14 protein-coding genes and 2 pseudogenes are annotated in these 22480 nt (G+C 33.1%); 3 read left to right on the top strand and 13 right to left on the bottom strand.

Annotated elements, in window-relative coordinates; translation table 11 throughout:
- Nucleotides 1-87: 87 nt before the first annotated feature.
- The 7 genes from FGF67_RS00080 to FGF67_RS00050 form a co-directional block, all read right to left on the bottom strand.
- Nucleotides 88-2892: a M16 family metallopeptidase gene (locus FGF67_RS00080; protein WP_139694425.1), complete on the bottom strand. Its 2805-nt coding sequence runs from the start codon at nt 2890-2892 to the stop codon at nt 88-90.
- Nucleotides 2893-2989: 97 nt separating this feature from the next.
- Nucleotides 2990-3505 carry a protein-disulfide reductase DsbD domain-containing protein gene (locus tag FGF67_RS00075; protein ID WP_139694424.1) on the bottom strand — a complete coding sequence of 172 codons (516 nt, stop codon included), beginning with the start codon at nt 3503-3505 and terminating at the stop codon, nt 2990-2992.
- Between the two features lie 3 nt (nt 3506-3508).
- A complete protein-coding gene (locus tag FGF67_RS00070) occupies nt 3509-5020 on the bottom strand; it encodes a hypothetical protein (RefSeq protein WP_139694423.1) in 1512 nt (503 codons plus the stop codon).
- Between the two features lie 106 nt (nt 5021-5126).
- Complete coding sequence (locus FGF67_RS00065) at nt 5127-6335, bottom strand: TlpA disulfide reductase family protein (protein WP_139694422.1); 1209 nt, start codon at nt 6333-6335, stop codon at nt 5127-5129.
- A gap of 91 nt (nt 6336-6426) precedes the next feature.
- Nucleotides 6427-7863, bottom strand: a complete 1437-nt coding sequence (locus FGF67_RS00060; protein WP_139694421.1) for a RagB/SusD family nutrient uptake outer membrane protein — start codon at nt 7861-7863, stop codon at nt 6427-6429.
- A 12-nt stretch (nt 7864-7875) separates the two neighbouring features.
- Nucleotides 7876-11466, bottom strand: coding sequence for a SusC/RagA family TonB-linked outer membrane protein (locus FGF67_RS00055; protein ID WP_158293150.1), 3591 nt, complete (start codon nt 11464-11466; stop codon nt 7876-7878).
- A gap of 151 nt (nt 11467-11617) precedes the next feature.
- Complete coding sequence (locus FGF67_RS00050) at nt 11618-12787, bottom strand: FecR family protein (protein WP_139694419.1); 1170 nt, start codon at nt 12785-12787, stop codon at nt 11618-11620.
- 94 nt (nt 12788-12881) lie between these two features.
- On the opposite strand from FGF67_RS00050, the gene FGF67_RS00045 reads away from it, so the two are divergent.
- On the top strand, nt 12882-13511 hold the full coding sequence (locus tag FGF67_RS00045; RefSeq protein ID WP_139694418.1) for an RNA polymerase sigma factor: 630 nt from the start codon (nt 12882-12884) through the stop codon (nt 13509-13511).
- Between the two features lie 536 nt (nt 13512-14047).
- On the opposite strand, the gene FGF67_RS00035 is transcribed toward FGF67_RS00045, so the two are convergent.
- From FGF67_RS00035 to FGF67_RS00025, 3 genes are all read right to left on the bottom strand, one after another.
- Nucleotides 14048-16804, bottom strand: coding sequence for an alpha/beta hydrolase family protein (locus tag FGF67_RS00035; RefSeq protein ID WP_158293149.1), 2757 nt, complete (start codon nt 16802-16804; stop codon nt 14048-14050).
- A gap of 181 nt (nt 16805-16985) precedes the next feature.
- Nucleotides 16986-17948, bottom strand: coding sequence for a hypothetical protein (locus tag FGF67_RS00030; RefSeq protein ID WP_139694416.1), 963 nt, complete (start codon nt 17946-17948; stop codon nt 16986-16988).
- Nucleotides 17949-18208: 260 nt separating this feature from the next.
- Nucleotides 18209-18670 carry an Lrp/AsnC family transcriptional regulator gene (locus FGF67_RS00025; RefSeq protein WP_139694415.1) on the bottom strand — a complete coding sequence of 154 codons (462 nt, stop codon included), beginning with the start codon at nt 18668-18670 and terminating at the stop codon, nt 18209-18211.
- 168 nt (nt 18671-18838) lie between these two features.
- Between FGF67_RS00025 and FGF67_RS00020 the strand changes: the two genes are divergently transcribed.
- Complete coding sequence (locus FGF67_RS00020; RefSeq protein WP_139694414.1) at nt 18839-19792, top strand: NAD-dependent epimerase/dehydratase family protein; 954 nt, start codon at nt 18839-18841, stop codon at nt 19790-19792.
- Nucleotides 19793-19800: 8 nt separating this feature from the next.
- Nucleotides 19801-20231 (top strand): annotated as a pseudogene (locus FGF67_RS17475) (aminotransferase class I/II-fold pyridoxal phosphate-dependent enzyme); the annotation flags it as partial.
- A gap of 449 nt (nt 20232-20680) precedes the next feature.
- On the opposite strand, the pseudogene FGF67_RS00015 reads toward FGF67_RS17475, so the two are convergent.
- From FGF67_RS00015 to FGF67_RS00005, 3 genes and pseudogenes are all read right to left on the bottom strand, one after another.
- Nucleotides 20681-20854: pseudogene (locus tag FGF67_RS00015) on the bottom strand (IS1 family transposase); the annotation flags it as partial.
- A 79-nt stretch (nt 20855-20933) separates the two neighbouring features.
- Complete coding sequence (locus FGF67_RS00010) at nt 20934-22181, bottom strand: acyltransferase family protein (protein ID WP_139694413.1); 1248 nt, start codon at nt 22179-22181, stop codon at nt 20934-20936.
- A gap of 60 nt (nt 22182-22241) precedes the next feature.
- Nucleotides 22242-22480, bottom strand: a 239-nt coding sequence (locus FGF67_RS00005) for an integrase core domain-containing protein (protein ID WP_139694412.1), incomplete at its 5' end; no start/stop codon positions are given.

Raw genomic sequence — 22480 nt, 5'->3', positions numbered from 1 at the left:
AAAACGTACAATTGAGACAATTTTATCCTTAGACTTTACTGTTAAATCGTATTATTTTAAGATAAATCTCTTAATGTATTTAGGAAACTATTGATCAGTTAACTCAGGTTTAAAGATGACCTCATAGGATTTATAGTTGTCCAACAATTTTGAGGTTATTTCTTGAATATCCTTTTGGGTAATCGAATTAACAATATTTTCAAAATTTTCTGGAGCATTCCTATTATAGCCATCCCTAACCCATGTTCTAATTGCTGAAATTTCATAATTATTAGAGCTTTTACTCTCTTGACGTTCCTTTAGGAAATTAGCTAGTACTTTATCCAGGTCATTTTGCTTTATATTCCCATTTTTAATTTTTAATATTTCATTATGTACAATGGAAGTAAGTTTTTCAGCCATATCAGGATTGCAATCAAAACTAACAGATAGATAGGCTATAGATCTTGGCTCCCTTGATAGAGAACCTCTTACACCTGCTCCATAGGTGCCTCCTTCTTCTTCCCTTAAAGACTCTGTATATCTTAATTGCAGGATACTACCTAAGGCATCCATTAATAACTCATCCTTAATAGTATAAGGCATTTCATTTTTATAAGCAATTCTCACTGATGCCTTCGGATCTTCCATAGGTAGATAAATATCTTTATCGATATTATCAGTAGTCCACTCTACTGTATTATCTTTCCATTTTTCTTTCTCAGGTGTTGTTGGAATACTGCCTAAATACTGCTCAATTAGTGGTTTTAAAATTTCTTCTGAAACATCACCAACAATGATGAACTCAAAATCTGATGCGTTTTCAAATCTAGATTTATAAAGTTTTTGAATCTTATCAAAGTTTATATCGTCTATATATTCTTTATTAAATAAACGCCTCTTTGGATGATTGTAACCGTACAAAGTCGTTATAATACTGTCGTTCATTTTATAACTTAAGTTTTGACTTCTAGCTATTAAGTTGTTTTCGAGATTTTGTATGGCTACATCAAAAGCTTTTTTGTCAAATCGGGGTTTGGTGAAATGTAGGTTCAACAATTGCAACATGGTTTCGACATCCTCTGTGGTAGATGAACCACTAAAAGATTCTATGATATCTGAAATCCTTATCGATACTCTTGCAGTCTTACCAGCCAAAACCTTCGAAAGTTCGTTAGCAGAAAATTCATTGATTCCAGAACTAGATACTATACTTGAAACCATTTGCGCAGAAGGCAAGTCTTCGTCAGCAATTAGCGACTCACCGCCATCACTGTAACCTAAAAGATCTACAGTATTTTTGTCTTTATCTACAAATTGATAATGGACTTTTATACCATTAATAAGTGTATATGTAGTGAATCCTAATCCCGGATGCGTTTCTGTTTTGGTAATTTTACCAGCTTTTAATGCAATACCAGTCATTAAAGATTTAGAGCTATTATCTTCTTCGTATGGTTGGAGGCTAGAATCGTTTTCAGTCGTTGAAATGATATTCTTAGCCTGTCCTTCAGTTAGATTATTTTGACCTTCAACACCAGTTACTATTAATGTTCTGTTTTTAACGGTATAAATTTCGTTTAAGCGATTTAATAATGACTTTTGATCAATATTTTTTACGAGTTGCTCGATTATCTTAAATTCCTTTTGCTTATCCATAATAGGTTCGTTGTCCAGATAATTCGATTGCATGACTTGGATAATTTCTGCGTGTCTCCGATCATCCAGCTTTGCAATTTCGTTTTCGTAAGATTTAATTAATTTGATTTTTGCACGATTTATCTCCGAATTTGTAAACCCATGTCTTACTGCTCTATTGATTTCAACCATTGCCAGTTTAAATGCTTCCTTTTGCATCCCTTCCTTTGGGAAAACATTAAGTTGAAACTCATTGTGCGCCCTAGAATGTCCTCTCATTCCTGCATATACATTAATGAATGGAGAGTCCGGTTGTTGCACTATTTCGCTAAAGCGCTCGGAAAATATCGAGCGGATAATAGAGTTATGCAAATTTTCGTTCAAATAGGCAACAGTATTTTTATTATTGCTTACGGCATGGCGGATACCAAATCTAACACTCGCAGTAGATACTTCAGGATCCCTTACCATAATGTATTGCAGTTCATCGTTGTCATCTATCACGACAATGTAACGCTCTATGGGATTTTCAACAGGCGGTATTGCAGAGAATTTAGCAATTACTTTTTGCTCCATTTCATCAATATCTATGTCTCCCACAATGGCTATAGCCTGAAGGTCTGTTCTGTACCAATCGTGATAGAAGTTCCTAAGGGTTTCATACTCAAAATTTTCAACTATGTCCATTAGGCCAATTGGCATACGCTTAGCGTATTTTGAATTGCCATATTTCACACCTAAACTTTGCTGAAAAAGTCTTAATCCTCCACTTTGTCTCGTTCTCCACTCCTCTTTTATAACCCCTCTTTCGGCATCGATCTCCTCATCGGTAAGCAGAAGATAATTGGACCAATCATGAAGTATCTGCAAACCAGTGTCTATGAGTTCTGGTGTAGTTGGAATATTATTGATATTATATACGGTTTCATCAAAAGAAGTATAGGCATTTATATCTCTACCAAAAACGATACCTTCTTTCTCTAAAGTATTGAGAATGCCTTTGCCTTCAAAATGCTCTGTTCCATTAAAAGCCATATGCTCCAAGAAATGTGCTAGACCTTGCTGGTCGTCATTTTCTAATACTGAACCTACGTTTTGAATGATGTAGTAGCTTGCGACGTCCTCGGTGACATCAGTACTGTACAGATAATAGGTAAGCCCGTTAGGAAGAACATCTTTTTTAATATTAGAATCTATAGGTAATTCCTGCTTTAAGTTCTGTGCACTAGCAAATGTAATTGAGATTAAACTAAATACTAATAGAAAGTTTTTCATCGTTGAGTTTTTATGATTTATATAGAAAACGTTAGTTATCTAAAATTCCCTTATTAAGGAAATGTTAATATTAGATCTTGCCAAGAAGTATGAACTCTTAAAGTTTCAATTTTATAAGTTTTTCATTGGGAGGATAGCACTTATTAAGATCACAAGTCTGGTAATAAATCCCACAGGTCAATTCATTACTATAATTACTATTTGTAACTTTTAAATAGTGAACGAATGTTTGTACTCCATGATAGATGTAAACACCATCGTTATATGCTTCGTCCATAGGTTTGATCCAATCACCTATTTTATATATTCCTTTTGGCAACTCCAACAGTAATTCTGTTGGGATATAGGGCTGAGTCTTTGGAACGAATGAATAAATATGCCAGCCTGGTAGCAAATTTATTTTCATTATGACCGCCAATTGTGATTTGTCTTGCGACCATAAAACGAGGGCATTTAATGATAACGGATCTAAAGAATGACAATCCAATACTTTTAGTTTTACGCTGGCCTCGGCAACTTTTCTTTGCATTTCTGGTCGTATTAAATCGTATTGTGCCCAGCTATCATGATTTAGAAATAATATAGCAAACACAATAAGGAACTTAATTTTCATAACCTACAATGTGTTAACTAGCCATTTGTAGCCTCCTGCCTCCGTAAAAAAAAGTTTGTTTTTGTTGGTATCAAACCAGTTTTGCCATTCATCGGCAGTTTCAAAATTCTCTTCGGTATAGCGATTCAAAATTTTTGTAACCAATTCATCTTGTTCCCCTTTCTTTAATAAATCTATACACGTACTTAACAACTCAAGTTTTCTAGTGGAGACCTTTAAAGATTTTACATCTTCATCAACAACCATCCCATAGTATCCCTTGTCCTTTTCAAAACCTATGTATTCAATATTTTCGTCTAAATATTCAGTATATGCTGTTACATCATTACCAAATTGTTCGTGGAAATTGCCCATAAATTTTTTTATATATTCTTCCCACGAAATATCAGGTTGCCTCGGCCTAGGCGCCCTGTTAACTAGTTGCTCTTCTTCTGAAGTTAAAGTTTCACCTCTTTCTTTTTTAGCAATGGCATTGGTTCGTTCTTCTTCATTTTTGTCATGAAACTCCCTAATTACCTGTATATATTCTTGATAGGCTTCTTCAGTAAGATAATATTTTATTTGATCAATATATTTTCGAGTGAAAATGAGTTGTTCCGTTTTTTTTGCAATAATCTTTTGGCCTTTAAATTTGCTCATATAGTGAACGGCATTGGCAAAAACCTTTTTAGCCTCTTCAGTCATATAATCGGGAGAAGCACTAAAACCCCATAATAAAAAGTTACCATGCCTTCCAATGGCTACAGCATTTATATCTTTTGTGGATACACCGCCTGAAATAAATTCAGTTTCTGGAGAATCCAAAAACCCATCAAATGATGAAACTTGCCCTATTCTATAACCTTTACCTTCTAGATAGCCCTCTGTTTGCACTTGCCACATGGGTATAGAGTCAGGTAGGTTTTTACCCGATAGATAATGAAGCGCACCACTAGGTATAGGTTTATTTTTAATTGTTAGTTCAACTTCATAAGGCTGATTAAAAATCGTGTGATCATAATTGATGTTATGTGCGTGAGCATCCAAACACAAACAGTACCAATCTAATTTTGAACCTACAGGAGATGACATGACAGGAGCGGTATGCCCTATAAAAATGGTGGCATGGTCAAATTCATCGCTTATGTATTTAGGAGGTTTGTACCCTATTGTTTGGCCATTTTCATCTTTTTCTTCAACTGCATTGGTCTTTGGATCTGGGATATGATCAAATATAGTAACATCATATTCTGCAGATAAGCTGGAATCATAATCCCTTGCATCTACTCCTTTTACAACTTTAAAGTAGCTATTCAAATAATCAATAAATGCAGAGTATCTTTTTGGATATTCTTCTTTAAAACGTTCATTATCCAAAGATCCGGTAACATAAAATCCTAATCTCTTGGGCATGTCTCGCTCTGGCTGAAAACCTACATACAGCACTTTGATATCTGATTTTTGTTGTGCCTCTAAACTTTCATAGAAAAGTGAGATAACAAAAAAAATGGCAATTTTTAAAATATAGTTTTTCATTTTATATGATTTTTTAATTAAAAAAGGGTTGCTAACCAAACAACCCTTCTTTTTTTGTTAAAAACTAACTAACTCAAAACAATTCTAACAAAATTTTAGGGTGATATTATATTAAAAGTTCATCGAGAAGCTCAAAGGCTTCTTCACCAGAACCTACATATTTTTTGATAATTTTACCTTCTGGGTCTATAATGAATTTGGTTGGAAATGCACTGACATTGTAGCGAAGTACAAAGTTATCTAATTCACTATCCCTTACATCCATTATTTGTTGCCAGTCGTAATCATTTCTCTCAATGAAGTCAATTATCCTTTGCTTCTTATCACCAGAATTGACGCCAAGAATTTCCAACCTATCGTTATACTTTTCATAATATTCCTTAACCTTCGGCATCTCTGAAACACACGGTCCGCACCAAATCCCCCAAAAATCTATCATCACATACTTACCTCTAAATGAAGATAAATCAAATTCATTTCCATCTAACGTTGAAGTTGTTTTAATTGCTGGGGATAAGGCACCTGCTTTCGTGCTGTTAATTGCATTAACCCTGTATGATACGTCTTTATAAAATGATACATCTGCTAAAGAACTATCAAGATTATTGAAAGCGTTTATTGCGGTCTCATCCTCAATTTGACTTCGCATCATCATATCGCTTAAATAAAATAATCCAGCTACCGATGATGGATTGTTTAAAACAAACTTTTGTTTAAGATCATTTACAATTGCACTTACTGAATCTGCTTTCGTCTCAAGGCTTTTTTTAACCTCTTCACTTGCTTCATAGGTCGACTTTACAAGATAATTGACACTTTCATTCATCAATGGATAAATCTCTTGGTGTAATTTCCCTAATTCATTATTTACATCGTCACTGTTTTCTGGATAGGCCTCCATGAAATCAGATACCTTACCAGATACTTTTATTTCGGCACCAGGATACAGAATCGTATTTAGATAACCAGATTTTGCAGGATAGTAGCCCATTGGTGTTTTCTTAATTAACTCATCCATTCGGGTATAGAAAGAAACGTAATGATAACCTTCAATAGAATCCGTTAACTTAAAATTCCCATCAGTTACAGCCAAGGAATCCATATTGTAACCCAATCCATCGTAATCCTTGTTTGGTACTCTATAATACAGATAGTTATTTCCAAGTCCGCTAATTGTACCCTCTATAGAATAGGTTGTTGGCTCTACTTCCTCAATTTCTTTTGGCTCATTCTTGCACATAAGTAACAAGAAAACCATGGCGAATAAGGGAATATAAGCCATTATAGTTCTTAGGTTTTTAGCTTGATTTTTCATTTTTTTATTTAAATAATCTTTTAAATAAGTGAGTCGAAGCAAACCAAATACAAATATTTCTTTATATTTGATTTGCTATGATTCTAATAAATTAATATTGGTTTTGTTGTGTAGCTCCTCCGCTTAATATAACAATCTCATCACCGATTGGTCGAGCATATCTCCTATCATCGGGTTGTATGGTAACCGTTTCCCCATTAGCTGATCTAGATAAAATGATAGGATCTGTTAGCGGATCGTTATTTAAACGTTTAATGTCCATAAAACGATACTCATAAGGATCTTCCCTTCTGCGCTCTTCAATAATGGTCTCAACAGCACCTTTTGCATCCGAAGGAATTGCTAATGCGGTGTAATTATCTAGGTGAAACCTATGAGATCTTACTATTTCCACATCTGCCATAGCACCTGAAATATCATTGTTTCTTGCCTTACATTCTGCTCTAGTTAAATACATTTCTGGCACTCCAGGTCCAGCAGGATTGTAACCCACATATGAATTCATGTAATGAACCCATGGATTAGTTGTAGCTCCATACCTAGTAAACCAGCCTTCTATAAAAAACAGGTTTCTAATGTCATTATCATCATATAAATCTAGCAATTCTTGGCTAGGGCTTGTATTCCAATTACCATTAGTATAGTTTATATAAAAATATTTATCTACATAAAAATCGGCAATTGAAGTACCTGAGAATGGCACTTGTTCCGCGGTATTTGGATAAACAAAATCTCCATACCAAAATGTATAGTCAAGTTCATATACCTCCGTTGCATAGTCTATCATTGCGCTATGCCCTGCAAGCGCATTGTTAGCATGTTCAAGTGCTTTATCATAATTGCCTAAATAGAGATGTATACGAGAAGCTACTGCATTAACTGTGGCCTTATTAATTCGGTAAACAGAACGCTTTTCGTCTGAGGGGTATTTCAAGGCCATCTCGAGTTCCGATAGAATAAAATCAAAAGTCTGTCGAAGTGTAGCTCTAGATTGATTTTCAGTTAAAGATGATGTCTTTCTTAACACCATTCCCAATTCATTGGCATTTGCTTCGCTAGGATAAAGATTATAAATTACAGCTAACTCAAAGAGGTAATAGGCTCTGTAGAAATGACTTTCTGCTATAAGCAATTCCTTTAATCCAGGTTCGTCACTTTCTATGAGTTCGCCAGAATTAATATAATCAAGTACTAAATTGGCTCTTAAAATGTAAAAGAAAAATGGACCCCAAGTTCGATCACTATCTCTATTGATTTTAGTATTAAACAAATATTGATCTATTTGTGTCTGACTAAAAGTAGTACTTTCATCCAAGATACTTTGAGGCATACTACTATTGTCTGTACACCATAGGCCCACTTGATTTGGAATAGCTGGCATTCCCATGCCATTAAATAATTTATCTAATTCATCAATTCTTGTAATTTCAATATTACTGTTAATTTCAGGTTCTTGGTCTAGAAAATCGTCGTTGGAGGCGCAATTAGCTAAGAACAATATGAGGATAACTAAATATATATTTTTCATAATCTATTTTTTTTAAAATTGTACGTTTAGACCAAAAGAGAATGTTTTTTCAGGTGATCTTACCAAACCATTTATATATTCAGGGTCAATGTTAAAGTCGTTGGCAGTCCAAATATTTCCTAAATTTTCAGCTGAGGCAAACAATCTAAAGTTAGTTATACCTAACTTTTCAACGACCTGTGACGGTAGGTCGTAGCCCAAGAATATTTGTCTTAATCTTATGTGGCCAGCATCTTCTACCAAGCTATCCAAATAAGGGACGTACCAACCCCATCTGTATTGCCACTGCTCAAATTTTTGTACATATGGTGGAAGACCCAGTTCGTCATGTCTGCCTGCTAGAATAAGCTCTAAATCTTCGTGATGATTACCATCTTGTAAGAATCCACTATAATCATATGTTGGTCTTCTAAATTTATGACCAAATTTACCTACTATACGGGTGTTCAAAGTAAAGTTCTTAAATGTAATTGTGTTATTCCATCCTAAAACAGTAGGAGCAACCCTAGTTCCCATATATTTAAGAACCTCACGACCATCTTCACCATTAACTCCAATATTTTCGTCCATACCGTATATTTTGCCATTCTGTCCTATTATTGTTGGATAAGGCTCAGGCTGTGAATCAATAGTTTGTAAACCACCATATTCAAATGCATAAATGGGCTGATATGGATTCCCTTCAATATAATTGAAATCTGTAATGCTTCTTGGAAATATTAAAAGATCCTTTAGACTTGTAACCTCACTATCATTGTGGCTATAAACAACATTAGTAATTAGATTTAAATCTTTCGCTATTTTAATATTAGAAGATAAATTTAGTTCGATTCCTTTGTTGATCATCTCTCCAACATTGAAAGTTCCTGAGGACACACCCAAGGTAGCTGGTAAATCTATGGTGGCGATTAAATCTTTACTTTCTTTGTTGTAATAATCAATACTGCCGTATAATGCGCTATCAAACAAGTTAAAGTCAGCACCGACATTGAAAGTATGAACTCTTTCCCATCTTAAATCAGGATTTCCAAGAGAATTTAAAGACGCGGTAAAGACATTGGTGAATGGATTTGGAGTAGCACTTAATCCAATTGTAGCTGTAGTTGATGCTGAGTTGACGATGTTCCCATTTTCACCATTAGTTACTCTAAATTTAAGAGATCTAATGGCGTCAACATCTCTTAAGAAACTTTCATTTTTGGCATTCCAACTAAATCCAACAGACCACATAGGGTTATAGCGTTGTGTTTTATCTTCAACAATGTAATTGGCTCCATCTGATCGAGCACTTCCTGACAGCGTATATCTTCTATCAAATGTATATGCTAAATTGCCAAAATAGGACACAAATCGTCTTTGACTAATATTGAAGAAACGTCCGTCTGTAATAATACCAGTATCGCCAAATCCAGGCCATAAGGGTGTAGAGCCTTGTCTATTTAAAGGAACGGTGTAACTGTAAGTCTCAGGATCAAAGCCATAGGTATATGGTTCAGCACTTGCTTCAATAGTCCTTTTCTCTCTTTCATATCCTGCGAATGCAGTTACAGCATGCAAGCCAAAAACCTTATTATAATTCAAAGTTGTACGATACGTAAGCGCAGAAGATTCACTTTGCCCGCCCCTAAATATGTCGCCTACAGGAATTTCTGGCTCTCCTACCATGGCATTTGTAGGATCGTAATTAGGTTGTCCTGTACTATTCATAACTAAATATTTGACGAATGAACTTTCTGTGCCCCAATAGCTATTTGTATTTGTTTGGAATTGTTGATATGTAACACTAGGGATAAGCTCTAAGCCATCTAAAAGTTTTATATTTAGACTTCCAGTAATTCTATAATTATTCTCTTTCGACCTAAAATTATTATTTCTTGCATCCCTTAATAGATTATAATTTAGGTTGTCATAAGGCAAATTAGTAATGGTATTTGCAAAAAATTCCATGTATTTGGCATCGTAGGTGCCATGTCTCATAGAGGAATAAGATCCATCAGCATTAATAAGGTTTTCGTAAGGTGACATATTCTGTATATCCCCTAATGACAATCCTCTATTCTGAGCAAATGAGTTGTCCACCATACCAACTACTGTTCCACTTAACCAGTTATTGAATTCATAATCTGCATTTAGATTAATCAATAACTGATTGTTTTCATCCCCAATAAAGGCATTAGTATTGTCATTATAAACAGCAGAAAGTCTAGTATGGCTATTTTCGCCTTTAGATGATAAAGCAATATTATATTGTTTGTTTATAGGATTGGTTAGCAAATAGCGTTCTGCATCATCAAAGCTATTAATACCTGAAAGATAGTCTATTCTTCTTGCTAACTCAGCTTGGGTTATATTACCAAAATGGGCATCAAAATATGCCCTGGCACCTAAACTATAGCTAGTATTACCACTTCTATTTACATTGGCACGATCAAATAGTGTAGAAGGTGCTGGATAATTGGCTATAAAGAAATTGTTAGCTCCCTGTCCATCTGGATCACCCCAAATAGTACTTTCCAATGCTAAGGTTGTCGCTGAGTTAGCCCTAGTTACATTTCTGTCTAAATTTATTTTAGATCTCATTTTTATAAAAGAACTTACCTCTACATTCAGACCTTTTCGCTGGCCTTTTTTCGTTACAATAACTATTACACCATTGCCCGCTCTTGCTCCCCAAATAGAGGCAGATGCCGCATCTTTTAAAATCGTAATGCTTGCAATGTCATTTGGGTTAATGGTATCAAACCCACCATCTATGGGAAATCCATCCACTACCACTAAAGGAGCGCTATCAGATGATATGGTTCCTACTCCCCTTATTACAACATCAGAGATATCAATATTCCCATCAGCATCTTCCACAACTTGAATACCGGGTGCTATTCCTTGCAAAATAGAACCCATTGTTTGCGTAACGGTATTGTTTAATTCTCTCGTTGGGATAGTATTAAATAAACCTGTTGCACGCTCTTTGGGAATCTTTTGGTAACCTGTGCTTACCACTACTTCATCTAGTTCATTAATACTTTCTTTTAATATAAAATCGTAACTAGTTTTATTCTCAAGAACCAAAGTTTGAGTAGTTTCATAACCGATTCCAGAAACCACAATGAATTGACCTGGATTCACTGTCAAGGTATATTTACCATCAAAATCAGTCGTGGTGCCTCTAATAATATTAACATTTTCAGTAGTAAGGTCATCTGTAATATAAACGCTTAAACCTGGCAGAGGAATACCATATCTGTCTACGATTGTACCACTAACAGAGAATTGCTGCGTATTTATTGAAGAGGTGTTTTTCCTTATAACAATAGTATTTGTATTCGTTACATCAAAATTATAATCACCTAGCGTTAGACTCTGCGCGAGTAAATTGTTTACTCTTACAACACCTTTGTATAATTGAACCTTAGGAGCATCTTTAAACATGTCAACTTGATAGATAAACGTGTAATCGGTCTGTGCCATTATAAGATCGAATACTTCATCTACAGTAGCTTGCTTTGCTTCATTAATTCTAATTTTTAAATTTTGTGAGACTACATCGTTGAACGAGAGACCAAAAAAGGTAGTACAACTTAGAAATATTAGTGTTCTCATCATGATCTTTAGGAAGTTTTTTCTTAGTCTAGAAAAAACGTTAGTTGAGTTAATTTTCATAAATTTGCATAGTATTAGATGGTTAATATTTAAATAATAACTGTTTAGAATAAAGGGAAGTAAGAAACACTTTGGACGGTCTATCTTTTTCCCTTTACTTAATTATAATTGAGTTTTCTTTAATTATATAATCATTTATATAGTTGGTGCTTTTTATCAATCTTAGGATTTCTTCTATATCCTGATATTTGCTTAGGTTTCCCTTAAACTTTACTGTTTCGAGATCTTTATTCTCAAATGTAATAGCTACATCATACCATCTCATAAGGGTTTTCGATATGTCTTTAAGCGATTTATGTTTGAAGGAAAAGAAACCTTTCATCCAGGCGATTTCCGAATTAATATCTACCTCAATTACGTTAATAGCTTTCTCGTTTGAATCCAGATGTATAATAGACTGGTCATTAGGGTTTAATATAGCTTTATGGTTTTCATTTTCCACTAAAACCTTACCCTCAACCAAAGTTGTATAAACCTCATTCTCATCCTTGTATGCACGAACGTTAAATTCAGTTCCTATAACTTCAATGCTTTGCAATGGGTTTAATACTTTAAAACTTAACCCATTATTATCACTGCTTGGTGAGACGTCAAAATAGGCTTCCCCGTACAAAAGTTCTACTTGGCGTGGAGCATTATTGGCAAACGATGTAGGGTATTTTAATTGAGATTCAGAATTTAACCACACCTTCGTACCATCACTAAGATTTAGCACAAATTGCCCACCGCGTGGAATGGTCAAATAATTAAATTCCGTTTTAGAAGAGGAGTTTTCGGCATCTTTTTTATAAGTCAATTCTTCTCCCGTACTCGCAAAATTAATACCATTTAAACTTTCACCTTTATTAAGAACAACTTCTGTTCCATCTTCTAAGGTAAGCTTGGCTTTATCGGTGCCAATTTCAATAGAGTTTCTTATGCGATCATTATTATTAGCTGGAGAATTGAAGAGACTAGAATTATTTATTATTACTGGGAGGCCAATTAAAAGCAACAAAATGGCCGCAGCAGCAAATTGCCATCTCGGATTACTCAATTTGCGTTTGGTTGTTTTGGCTCGAATCTTCCTCCAAAGCAATTCTTTTTCAATCAGATTGATTTTTTTAGATTGCTCTACAGTTTGATTTATATGTAAATATTCCTTAAATATATTGCGATTACTTTTGCTTTCTTCAATCCATTGCTGAAGTTGATGGGCTTCAGAGGCATTGAGCTCTCGCGCGCAATATTTAGCAATTAATATTTCTATTGTAGACTTTGTCATTTTCTTATTCTTATATTTAATACGGAGATTTTAATTAATACCCTTATCTAAAAATACTTTTTTTTAGATTTACGGCAATATCTGATTTTTAATTATGGAATTAAATAAGGAAATCATAAAAAACATAGAGCAAAGATTAAAGGAAGGCGATAAGGATGCCTTTAAAGAATTTTATGATTTGTTTTATGATAAACTATTTAATTACATAAACAGTTATACCCATGATCATGATACCACATTAGATATACTTCAAGATAGTTTCATTAAATTATGGGATGGCAGAAAAAGTCTAAAGGCTGGAAAATCAGTAATCGGTTTATTATACAAGATTTCTTATAATGCATTTGTTGATATTCACAGAAAGAGCAAAACAGAGTTTAAAATGTTGGATACTCTGGCTTATAAAAAATCGTTGGAATTAAGCACTGATAACGAAGATGTAAAAGAAGCCAGGATCGAACAAATGATGTTGGCTATAGAAAGTTTGCCCCCCAGATGTAAAGAAATCTTTAAAATGAGTAAAATGGAAGGCATTAAATATGTCGATATTGCTGAGACATTAAGTATTTCGGTAAAAACTGTAGAGGTTCAAATGGGAAAAGCCTTCTCAATCATAAGAGAAAAAGTTAAAAATTCTAATGTTTTTCTAATGTTAATAAACCTTATTCCTAAAGCCAAAAATTTGATTTTTAAAAGTGCTAAATTAAATAAATCAACTTATTAATAGTGAATATTTAGCCGTAACAGCTAAAGGTTTATATACACCTTATCATTAGTTTTTTAGTTCAATTTTGACATTCCAAATTGGTCAATTGCCTGTCTTCTAGTTTTATTGATCGAGAAAGTCAAATCAGTCCATCTTGTTCCTTCGATTCCATTAAGGATAATTCCACTTTTTGTCTTGGTTAATATAATCAGAAAATCCGCAAGATTAGAATCCTTTGCCGCTGAGCCCTTATCCGATTCTGTCATTCCGTATTCTTCGATTACCTGTGGTTGGAGGTTCTAAATACTTAAATTCCAAATCCATCTATGCGCATCCTTTAACACTTTCCAATTTAATTCCGTAATCAGTTTTTTGAACGATTATTTTAAAGTCTTTTAATTCTGGTAATATTTGATCATTCTTCTTGAAAGAAGAATGACTCATTACTGAAATTATAAAAATTAATAATATCAGATTTGTACTTCTTTAGTATAATTTTGTTTTCATAATAATACTTTTTTCCAGTGGGTGATTATTCCAGTGCACTTACTAAACTAAAGTTTGTTATTTTTTAATCTTCTTTGCTGTTCAGTATAAGGGATGCTTTCAATAATCCAATCTTCTGCTTTATCACCTTTTAAGAAATGTCCAAACCATTGCAAGATACGCTGTTGATAATCGGTAGCATTTTTATCTTCCCTTAATCCATGACCTTCGTTGGCATATACCAATAGTATAAATTCTCTATTAGCCCTCCTAGCCGCGTTATAATATTCTATTCCTTGAGCCCAATTTACATTCTCATCATTATCACCAACTTCAAACAATATAGGAGTTTCCAGCTTATCTATTTGCATTACTGATGAATTTTCTATGTAATTATTGGGAGAAATATGAGGAGGTGTACCCATGCGTTCCTGACCTACCTCAAAATGATCATTCTCTGGTCTTCCGCCAAAGGCAGGCGTAATAGCAAGATTCATACTAATTAAATTCGTTAGACCTGCTCCTGCTACGCTTGCTGCAAAAATATTGGTTTGTGTAGGCACAAAGCCAGCTTGATAACCACCCCACGAATGCCCTATTAAGCCTACTTTGTTGGAGTCTACATAACCTAAATTTATAACTGATTGCACTGCGTTTTCTAAGGTTGTGGTGGATGAAGTCCCAGGCTGTCCTGTTATAAAATCGATATCGGGGTGAAGTACAAAATATCCATTCTGTGTCCAAATAGTAGTATTGTAGTAATCTGTTTTGGATGGCATAGAATATCTATGCAAACCTCTAGATAGTTTCTCATAAATGTAAGTAATCATGGGATATTTCTTGCCTTTAACATAATTAGCCGGATAATAGAGTATTCCTTGAGCTTCATGGCCCAGAGCATTTTTAAAAGAAATTAATTCAGCCTTTCCCCATGCATAGTCTTTTTGAAATTTGTTGGTATTACTGATTTGCAATGGGTTATTCAATTGTTTGCCAGCTAAAAAAAGGTTTGGTGATTGTTCGAATGATTGCTTAACAAATATTAGTTTGTCTTCGTTTTTTGCTCTGCTCAATCTGCTAATAGAGGCATCTTCTAATATTAAAGTATTTACTGGTTTCCCAATGTAACCAGAGGCATATCCAGTTTGTTTAGAGTCTTTTCCAAACAAACTATAATATAATGGCTCTTTTGTGTTTATATAATCCTCATCCCTTTCTAGACTTTGTATTCTATAAATAATGTTTTTTGAATTTCCGTCTGTTAGTTTTCTTGCTTCTAAATCGTTTACAAAAAATTGCCAAACATCAAATTCTGAATAAATAAAAAATGACTTACTATCCTTGCTCCATCCCGCAAAACCAAAAGCATTTTTTTGAGGTAAGGGATGATCGTCGTTAAAATCTATAAAATTAGCATTGATGTTATGGGTTAAATTCTTGCTGGTCTTAGGCTTTATATCAAATAAATGAAGTTGGTCTTCATTTAGATAAACAAAAAATTGATTGTTTGGACTTACATCCCAAGTCTTTGAAATGTTTTCCAAAACTTTAGTTTTATTACCATTATCAGTATTCACTATATAGACATCGTGGGAGGGTCTACCAAACATGGCGTCAAAATCGTATGGCGTATCATCTAGCCCTAGAATAATCTTATTGTTCTCTTGAATATTTATGCTTTCTAAAATAGAATCATTTAATTGGATGAAAGTATTCTCATCAATATGCCAAACAGCTTTTTTTGGGATTTCAATATCCTTCATTTTGCTTTTCTTCTGGGCGGGTATGATAACGACATCCTTACTATTCCATATCTCAAGGGCAGGAGCTTCGTAATTGGAAGTATCAATTACTGTAGAATCACTTTCTTTAAGTTTCTCTTGTGTTATTTTCTTGTTCCTATTAAATATTTCAAAATAAAGTTTATTTCCATTATCCGTTAGTTGAATGTTTTGTTCAAGTATTCTTGCGTCTGAAGGAAAATTTGAAAAATTGTTTTGATTAAAAATGTGGAATCGGGTATTCTTTTGATCTAGATTATTCCAAATCAAAAAATCTATAGTGTGGTCCTCATAGTCTTCATTCTCCGCCTTTCTTAAAACCAATAAACTATTATTTTCTTCAAACCATTTTAAATTGGAATAATCCACTTCATTTTGATCTAAAACCTGTAAAGTATTGTTAATTGTATTGAATAATTGAAGGCTATTCCCTTTTTTATCTACTGTTTCTATATTTAATGCCAATAAATCTTTTTCAGGGTGCCATGAGAATTCCTTTACATTTCCCAAGGTAATATTCTTTTTGGAAATTATATCTTTTAGAATTAACGTATGAATTTTGTCCTTAACCCTTTTTACTGCAAGATAGTTACCTGAACTACTAAATTTGAAGCTTTCGTAATCTTCTAGTAATATTGAGTCTTTCGTTAGAAGGTTAATTAGTGTAGCCTTATTGGGCGTCTTATTTTCCTCTTTATTTTTCTTTTTCTTTTTCAGCTCTTTTCCTGGTGGAACATGAGTATAATAAAACCAATTATTATTCTCACTAAATTCAGCATTGGATGAATTATTAAATTGACGCTGTTTTTTTTGTGAAATGTTATAAAGAAAAGTCGTTTTGTCTTTTTCGTTAGTGACAATCCCATAGGTTAGCCATTTGCCATCATTAGATATGATAGGCCTGCTTAATCTTTCCCATTTACCATAGTCTTCTGGAGTAATAGTTTTAATAGTATCTTGTGCTTCTAACAGAACGCAATTGGTTAATAGGAGTAATAGAATAAAATAATATTTAAAATGTTTTTTACAATTGAATTGACACATAATTAGAATATTTAATTTGTAGTAATATTTGACCATGACAAGCCTTCAAATAGAATTGTAGCGTCTAAACCAATAATCTATTTTGATTGTATTGATACTAGGATTTGCCCGACGAAAAAGTTTAAATAAAAAACTCCTAAACATAGAGTTTTAGGAGTTTTTTTAACTTATTTAATGAAATTTATCTCTCTCTGGAAAATATATTTTCAGGCCAATTAGCACCATCAGTCCGTGTAAATCTTATCGTACCAGTTTCGTCATAGGCATCGGAATAAGTATACCAAAACTCAATGTCCATGGAGTCTCCATCTATATTAGAGATAGTCCAATGTTCTGATGCATTGCCTTCAACATAGGTTTCACCTGTCAAGAAATCAAAATATATTTTCCCAGCTGTTCCATACTTATAGTCCCATAACAAATTGTCCATACTGTAAACCTGATTACCTAAGTGAGTAATGTTTACATTTCCTGTTTTCCCAACGAAAACACCACCCCAACTTTGAGCACCGCCACTAACTTCAATCCATTCAAAATTAAATGTGCCCTCCCATACTGGTGGCGCATAATCTTCTACTCTTACTTTCATGCCATATCGACTTCCTTCCTTGAATGATTCTCTACTATCAAATACGCTTCCATCATCTAATTTAATAACCCAATATATTAGGAAAATATCACCTTCACGAGCCAATTGTTCTGTTCGATTGTTCTCAAAGTCATTTTGAAATAAAGCATAGACATCATTTGCGTCTAACTCCAAAGTTAATTCTCCCGATTCTGGCACCTGCTTTGTTGTTATTTTTTTTCCTGAAGTATCAAATGGCGCATTATAATTATATCCGTCTTCCTCCTCTGCCACAACATAAAAGTCTATAGCACTAAAACTACTAGCTGGCAGGGGCGATATAATTGATAAATCTAAAACTACCGTTTGATTACCCCAGTATTCTTCATTAGTTAACAAATCTGTATACCATATAAAAGTTTCCTGGTCTTCTTGTGGCATAACTGCCAAACGTGTGTTTGCCTGCCATGGTAGTTCAGAAACTTCAGCATTATCGACGTCATCACTTTCAGTACATGACAATGTAAATAAGCTTATGCAGAATAATGTGTAGATAAAAAAGGTTGATTTTTTCATAATCTTATTGTTAGAGGTTTTAATAAAAGTTGAGATGATTTTAGTTTGATATTTTTATTTAATACGTGCAGAGTTTAAAATACCCTTATTTAAGTTTGAAGAAATTAACGAAGAAATCAAATATTAGGATTATGATAAGATAGATTAAACATCAAACTAATAACAAATTTAAATGTCAAAATAGTTAATAAGATTAAAACTATTTAATAAAAAATTGGTAGAGTAATAATTAAATAATGTGGTAAGAGTAGAACTTAAAATTAAAAATCAAACTCTGTAGTTTGAAAAATTTCCTTGAGAACAAAATAACTTTCAAGCACACCTATATTTTCAATCTTTGATAATTTAGAACGTACAAATTCATGATACGCATCGAGACTTTCTAAATTAATTTTTAGGAAAAAATCTACCTTTCCTGCCATGTGGTAGCATTCTTGGACTTCCTTGAGCTCTTTAATTTGTCTATCGAATTTATCTATAAATCCCTCATTGTGATACCTTAATGAAACCATGCAGATGGCCGTAATAGGTTTTCGCAAAAGCTTCTTATCAAGTATCGCAACATACTTTTTTATGTATCCCTTATTTTCTAATCTTCTAATGCGCTCGTAAACTGGTGAAGTCGTTAGGTGCAATTCCTTGGCTATTTCTTTTGTGGTTTTCTTGGAATCCTTTTGGAGAATTCTAAGTATGTCCATGTCAACTGAATCTAAAGTTTCCATTTGAAGATAAATTTACTATAAAACAAAACAAATACGTTTTATAAAAGTAAATATTTCTTCATAATATAAAAATAAAAGTTTAATTAACTTATTTAATTTTGATTAAAAGGCAAAAAACCCTTAATAGTTAATTTATATGTAAATTTACACTTCTTGATTTTCGATGCTATGAAAAGAAAAAAAATACTAATTACAGGAGCAAGTGGACAATTGGGGTTCGTTTTAACCAAGGCTCTTCAATTTAAGTATGGAATTAAAAATATTATCGCTACAGACATAAATTTCCATTCTAGCTTGGAAGGCCATTTCGAGTTCTTGGATGTGACCGATTTGATAGCCCTGAAACAAATGGTGGTTGATTATAAAGTATCTCAAATCTATCATCTTGCAGCCATTCTCTCGGCTAAAGGAGAGAAAGATCCAATTAAAACTTGGGATATAAATATTAAAACTTTAACCAATGTCTTGGAGGTTTCTCGACTCAATAATGTGAAAAAAGTATTTTTCCCTAGTTCTATTGCTGTTTTTGGAAATAATATTTTAAGGATTAACACGCCTCAAAATTCAAATTTAAGTCCTTCTACCATGTATGGAGTGACAAAAGTAGCAGGAGAAAACTTGGCTAATTATTACTTTCAAAAATATGGTATTGATGTTCGGTCATTGCGTTATCCTGGTATAATTGGTCACCAATCGCTTCCAGGAGGTGGCACTACCGATTATGCTGTTGAAATTTATCATAAAGCGGTAAGAAATGAAAATTTTGAATGCTTTTTGGAGCCATTCACTATGTTACCCATGATATATATTGATGATGCTGTTAGGGCCACGATTGAACTTATGGAAGCTCCCTCTCAACAAATTTCAATTAGGACTTCGTATAATTTGGCTGGTATGAGTTTTAGTCCAAAAGATTTAGTTATGTCCATAAGAAAAAGCTATCCATATTTTCAGGTTAATTACAAACCTGACTTCAGACAGGAAATTGCCAATACGTGGCCTGTAAGTATTGATGACAGTAAAGCCGTGCAGGATTGGGATTGGCAGCCTGAATTCGACTTGAACAGGATGACAAAAGATATGATAGCGAATCTAAAAAAGCAATTATTAACAACTAAATGAGAAAGGATATGTACGGAGAAATAAAGAATGCTTTGATTAATGATATTGAAACAATGAAGTCCAATGGACTTTATAAAAATGAGAGAATAATTACATCCAAACAAGGGGCTTTAATTAACACCAACTCACAGGGGAAGTTTTAAATTTTTTTGCTAATAATTATATGGGATTAGCGGCCCATCCTACAGTATTGGAAGCTGGGATTGAAAAGCATTAAGTCCCATAGATTCGGCTTGTCTTCAGTTCATTTTATTTGTGGAACACAAGATATTCACAAAGAGTTCGAGAGGAGAACTGCCAAATTTCTTGGAATGGAAGATTGTATCTTATATGCGGCGGCCTTCGATGCCAATGGCGTCTTTTTGAGCCTTTACTTTCTGCTAAAGATGCAGTTATTTCCGATGAGCTTAATCACGCTTCAATAATCGATGGCATTAGACAAAAATTATGAGTACAGTCAGGAAGAACTTGACAATCATGCAAATCAATTAAATCCTAACAATGATGCTTATTGGTCATCAAAGGCGTAGTTAAACAAACCGTAGCATTAAATTGTTGCGGTTTTTTGTTTCGAAAATTAATTAAGAATAACGATATGTTTTTCGGAAAAAATTCGGCAAAAAAACAAAATAAAAAACTGTAAAACACGGTAAATTAACTAATTGTGGTTTAATCAAGTACACCACATTGACTTATTCTCGAACCAAACGATTAAATTGTTTGAAGATTTGTGGTTAAATGGAAACGGTTGATTATGATTGACATTCAAAACTTTGGCTCCCAAACAAAAGATTCAGCGTATACTGATTTGACCTCTCTTTTTCTCGTCTGGCGATGTCATTATGAAGTCTTTATTTAGATTGTTATTCTGGGGTATGTTGAATCATCTTAATATTTAAAATCTAATTGGTCTCCCCAAAAGTAGAGTTTTAAGGTTGCTTCTAAATATTTTAAAGATTTTGTATAACAAATTGTTTTCCTGCTTAATCGTTTTAAATGTGTCCTTAAGTTGAGGTTATTCCGTTCAATTCTATTTGTTTTATAATGGGTAAATTTGTGAATATCTTTCAGTTTATATACAAATTGCTGTACTTCGTTTTTTTACGTTTTTACGATAATAATTAGGCGTAGAATTACATTGTTATGTATTTACTGTAAGTTTATTTCTTAATCTTTGAAAAGGTTGTTCAATGATTAAATACATGAGAGCCGCCACAAGCAAAATTACAATCATCGAAACAAATCCATTTATAACTATTATAGTAGATTCTGACATTGCCATTTCTTTAAAATATGATGCAGCTTTTGGGAAGTACCAAAACATAAACATCTCATGAAATAAATAAGCTGAATATGAAACTTGAGCAATTGGATAAAATATTTTAAGAGATAAAAATGATTTTAAAGGTTTAATGGCAAAACCTTTAAAAAATAGAGATGTAAGAATCAAATAAGCTATTATATAACAAAATATTTCTCGATGTAATATTTCATACCAACTTCCAACTACTGGAGGGAAGTTTTCAAAAATAGAATTTTCTGTAATTGTCCATTGTCCTAAAGTAATACTTGATATTAAAATGAGAAGCACAAATGAAATAACGATTAGTACATTATTAAACTTTACGTATTCATTAAAATAATTAATAACATTATCACTCTTAAACACATAAAGATAGGATGCAATTACACCAGATAGTAATCCTCCATATCGCAAATGAGTATAAACATAATAATCCCAGAACCAAGTAAGATGTGCATCATCGATAAATGCACCTTCGAAAGGAATTTTAAAATCATGAACAATAACGGAATTATGATATTTTAATACAATCGGTATTATAGCTAGAATTATAAAAAACAATGTTTTTCTTTTGAATAGAGGAAAAATAAAGGCAATCAAAAATGGAATAATTATATAGAATTGTTCCTCAATAGCTAAAGACCAAGTCCATGGCATATATGAACCTGTAATGTAATTATTTATATACAATAAATTCGCCCAAGATAAGTGCCACGTATCAAGGACAGTCCCTTTTAGGAAATATACGCCAATAACCATAGCAAAAATGTAAACTGGTATAAGCCTGAAGAAACGTCTTATATAAAACTTTTTAAAATTTAGTTTAGAATTCTTTTTATATTCTTTAAACAGTATAGATCCAATTAGGAAACCACTAATCACAAAGAATAAATCTACTCCCAAATCTCCTCTTGAAATCCAGATTAAAAACTTATTTTTTACAACTTCTTGACTAGTTTCTAAAAATAAGTTGAGTTGAAAAAGCCATGAATGAAATATAATTACCCAAAGAATCGCAATTGCGCGAATTCCATCAATTACTTTAAAATTTTGTTTAGGGCGATTGAATAAATTTGATACGCTCATTATGGTTAGTGGTTGATTATTTGTCTAGTCCTGAAATATGGCTACAGGTTAAAAATTGATTTACGCTGTTTTTAAATATACCATATTTGGTGTTTTATAGTCTAAAGATACATGTAATCTAATTTGGTTGTATAGATTGATTGCACTTTTTGTTGCTCTTTTGGCGTGTTGTATGCTATCAAAGGTCTGGTCAAGATAAAACTCGTCTTTTAGGATGCCGTTTACACGTTCAGCAATAGCGTTTTCGTAGCAATGATTTTCTTCTGTCATACTAATTTTGATGTTGTTTCTCTTTAAAA

Source organism: Allotamlana fucoidanivorans, assembly GCF_006265225.1.
In the GTDB taxonomy this organism is placed as follows: Bacteria; Bacteroidota; Bacteroidia; order Flavobacteriales; family Flavobacteriaceae; genus Allotamlana; species Allotamlana fucoidanivorans.
The sequence above is the reverse complement of the archived record's forward strand: the minus strand, read 5'-3'. Positions and strand labels throughout refer to the sequence as shown.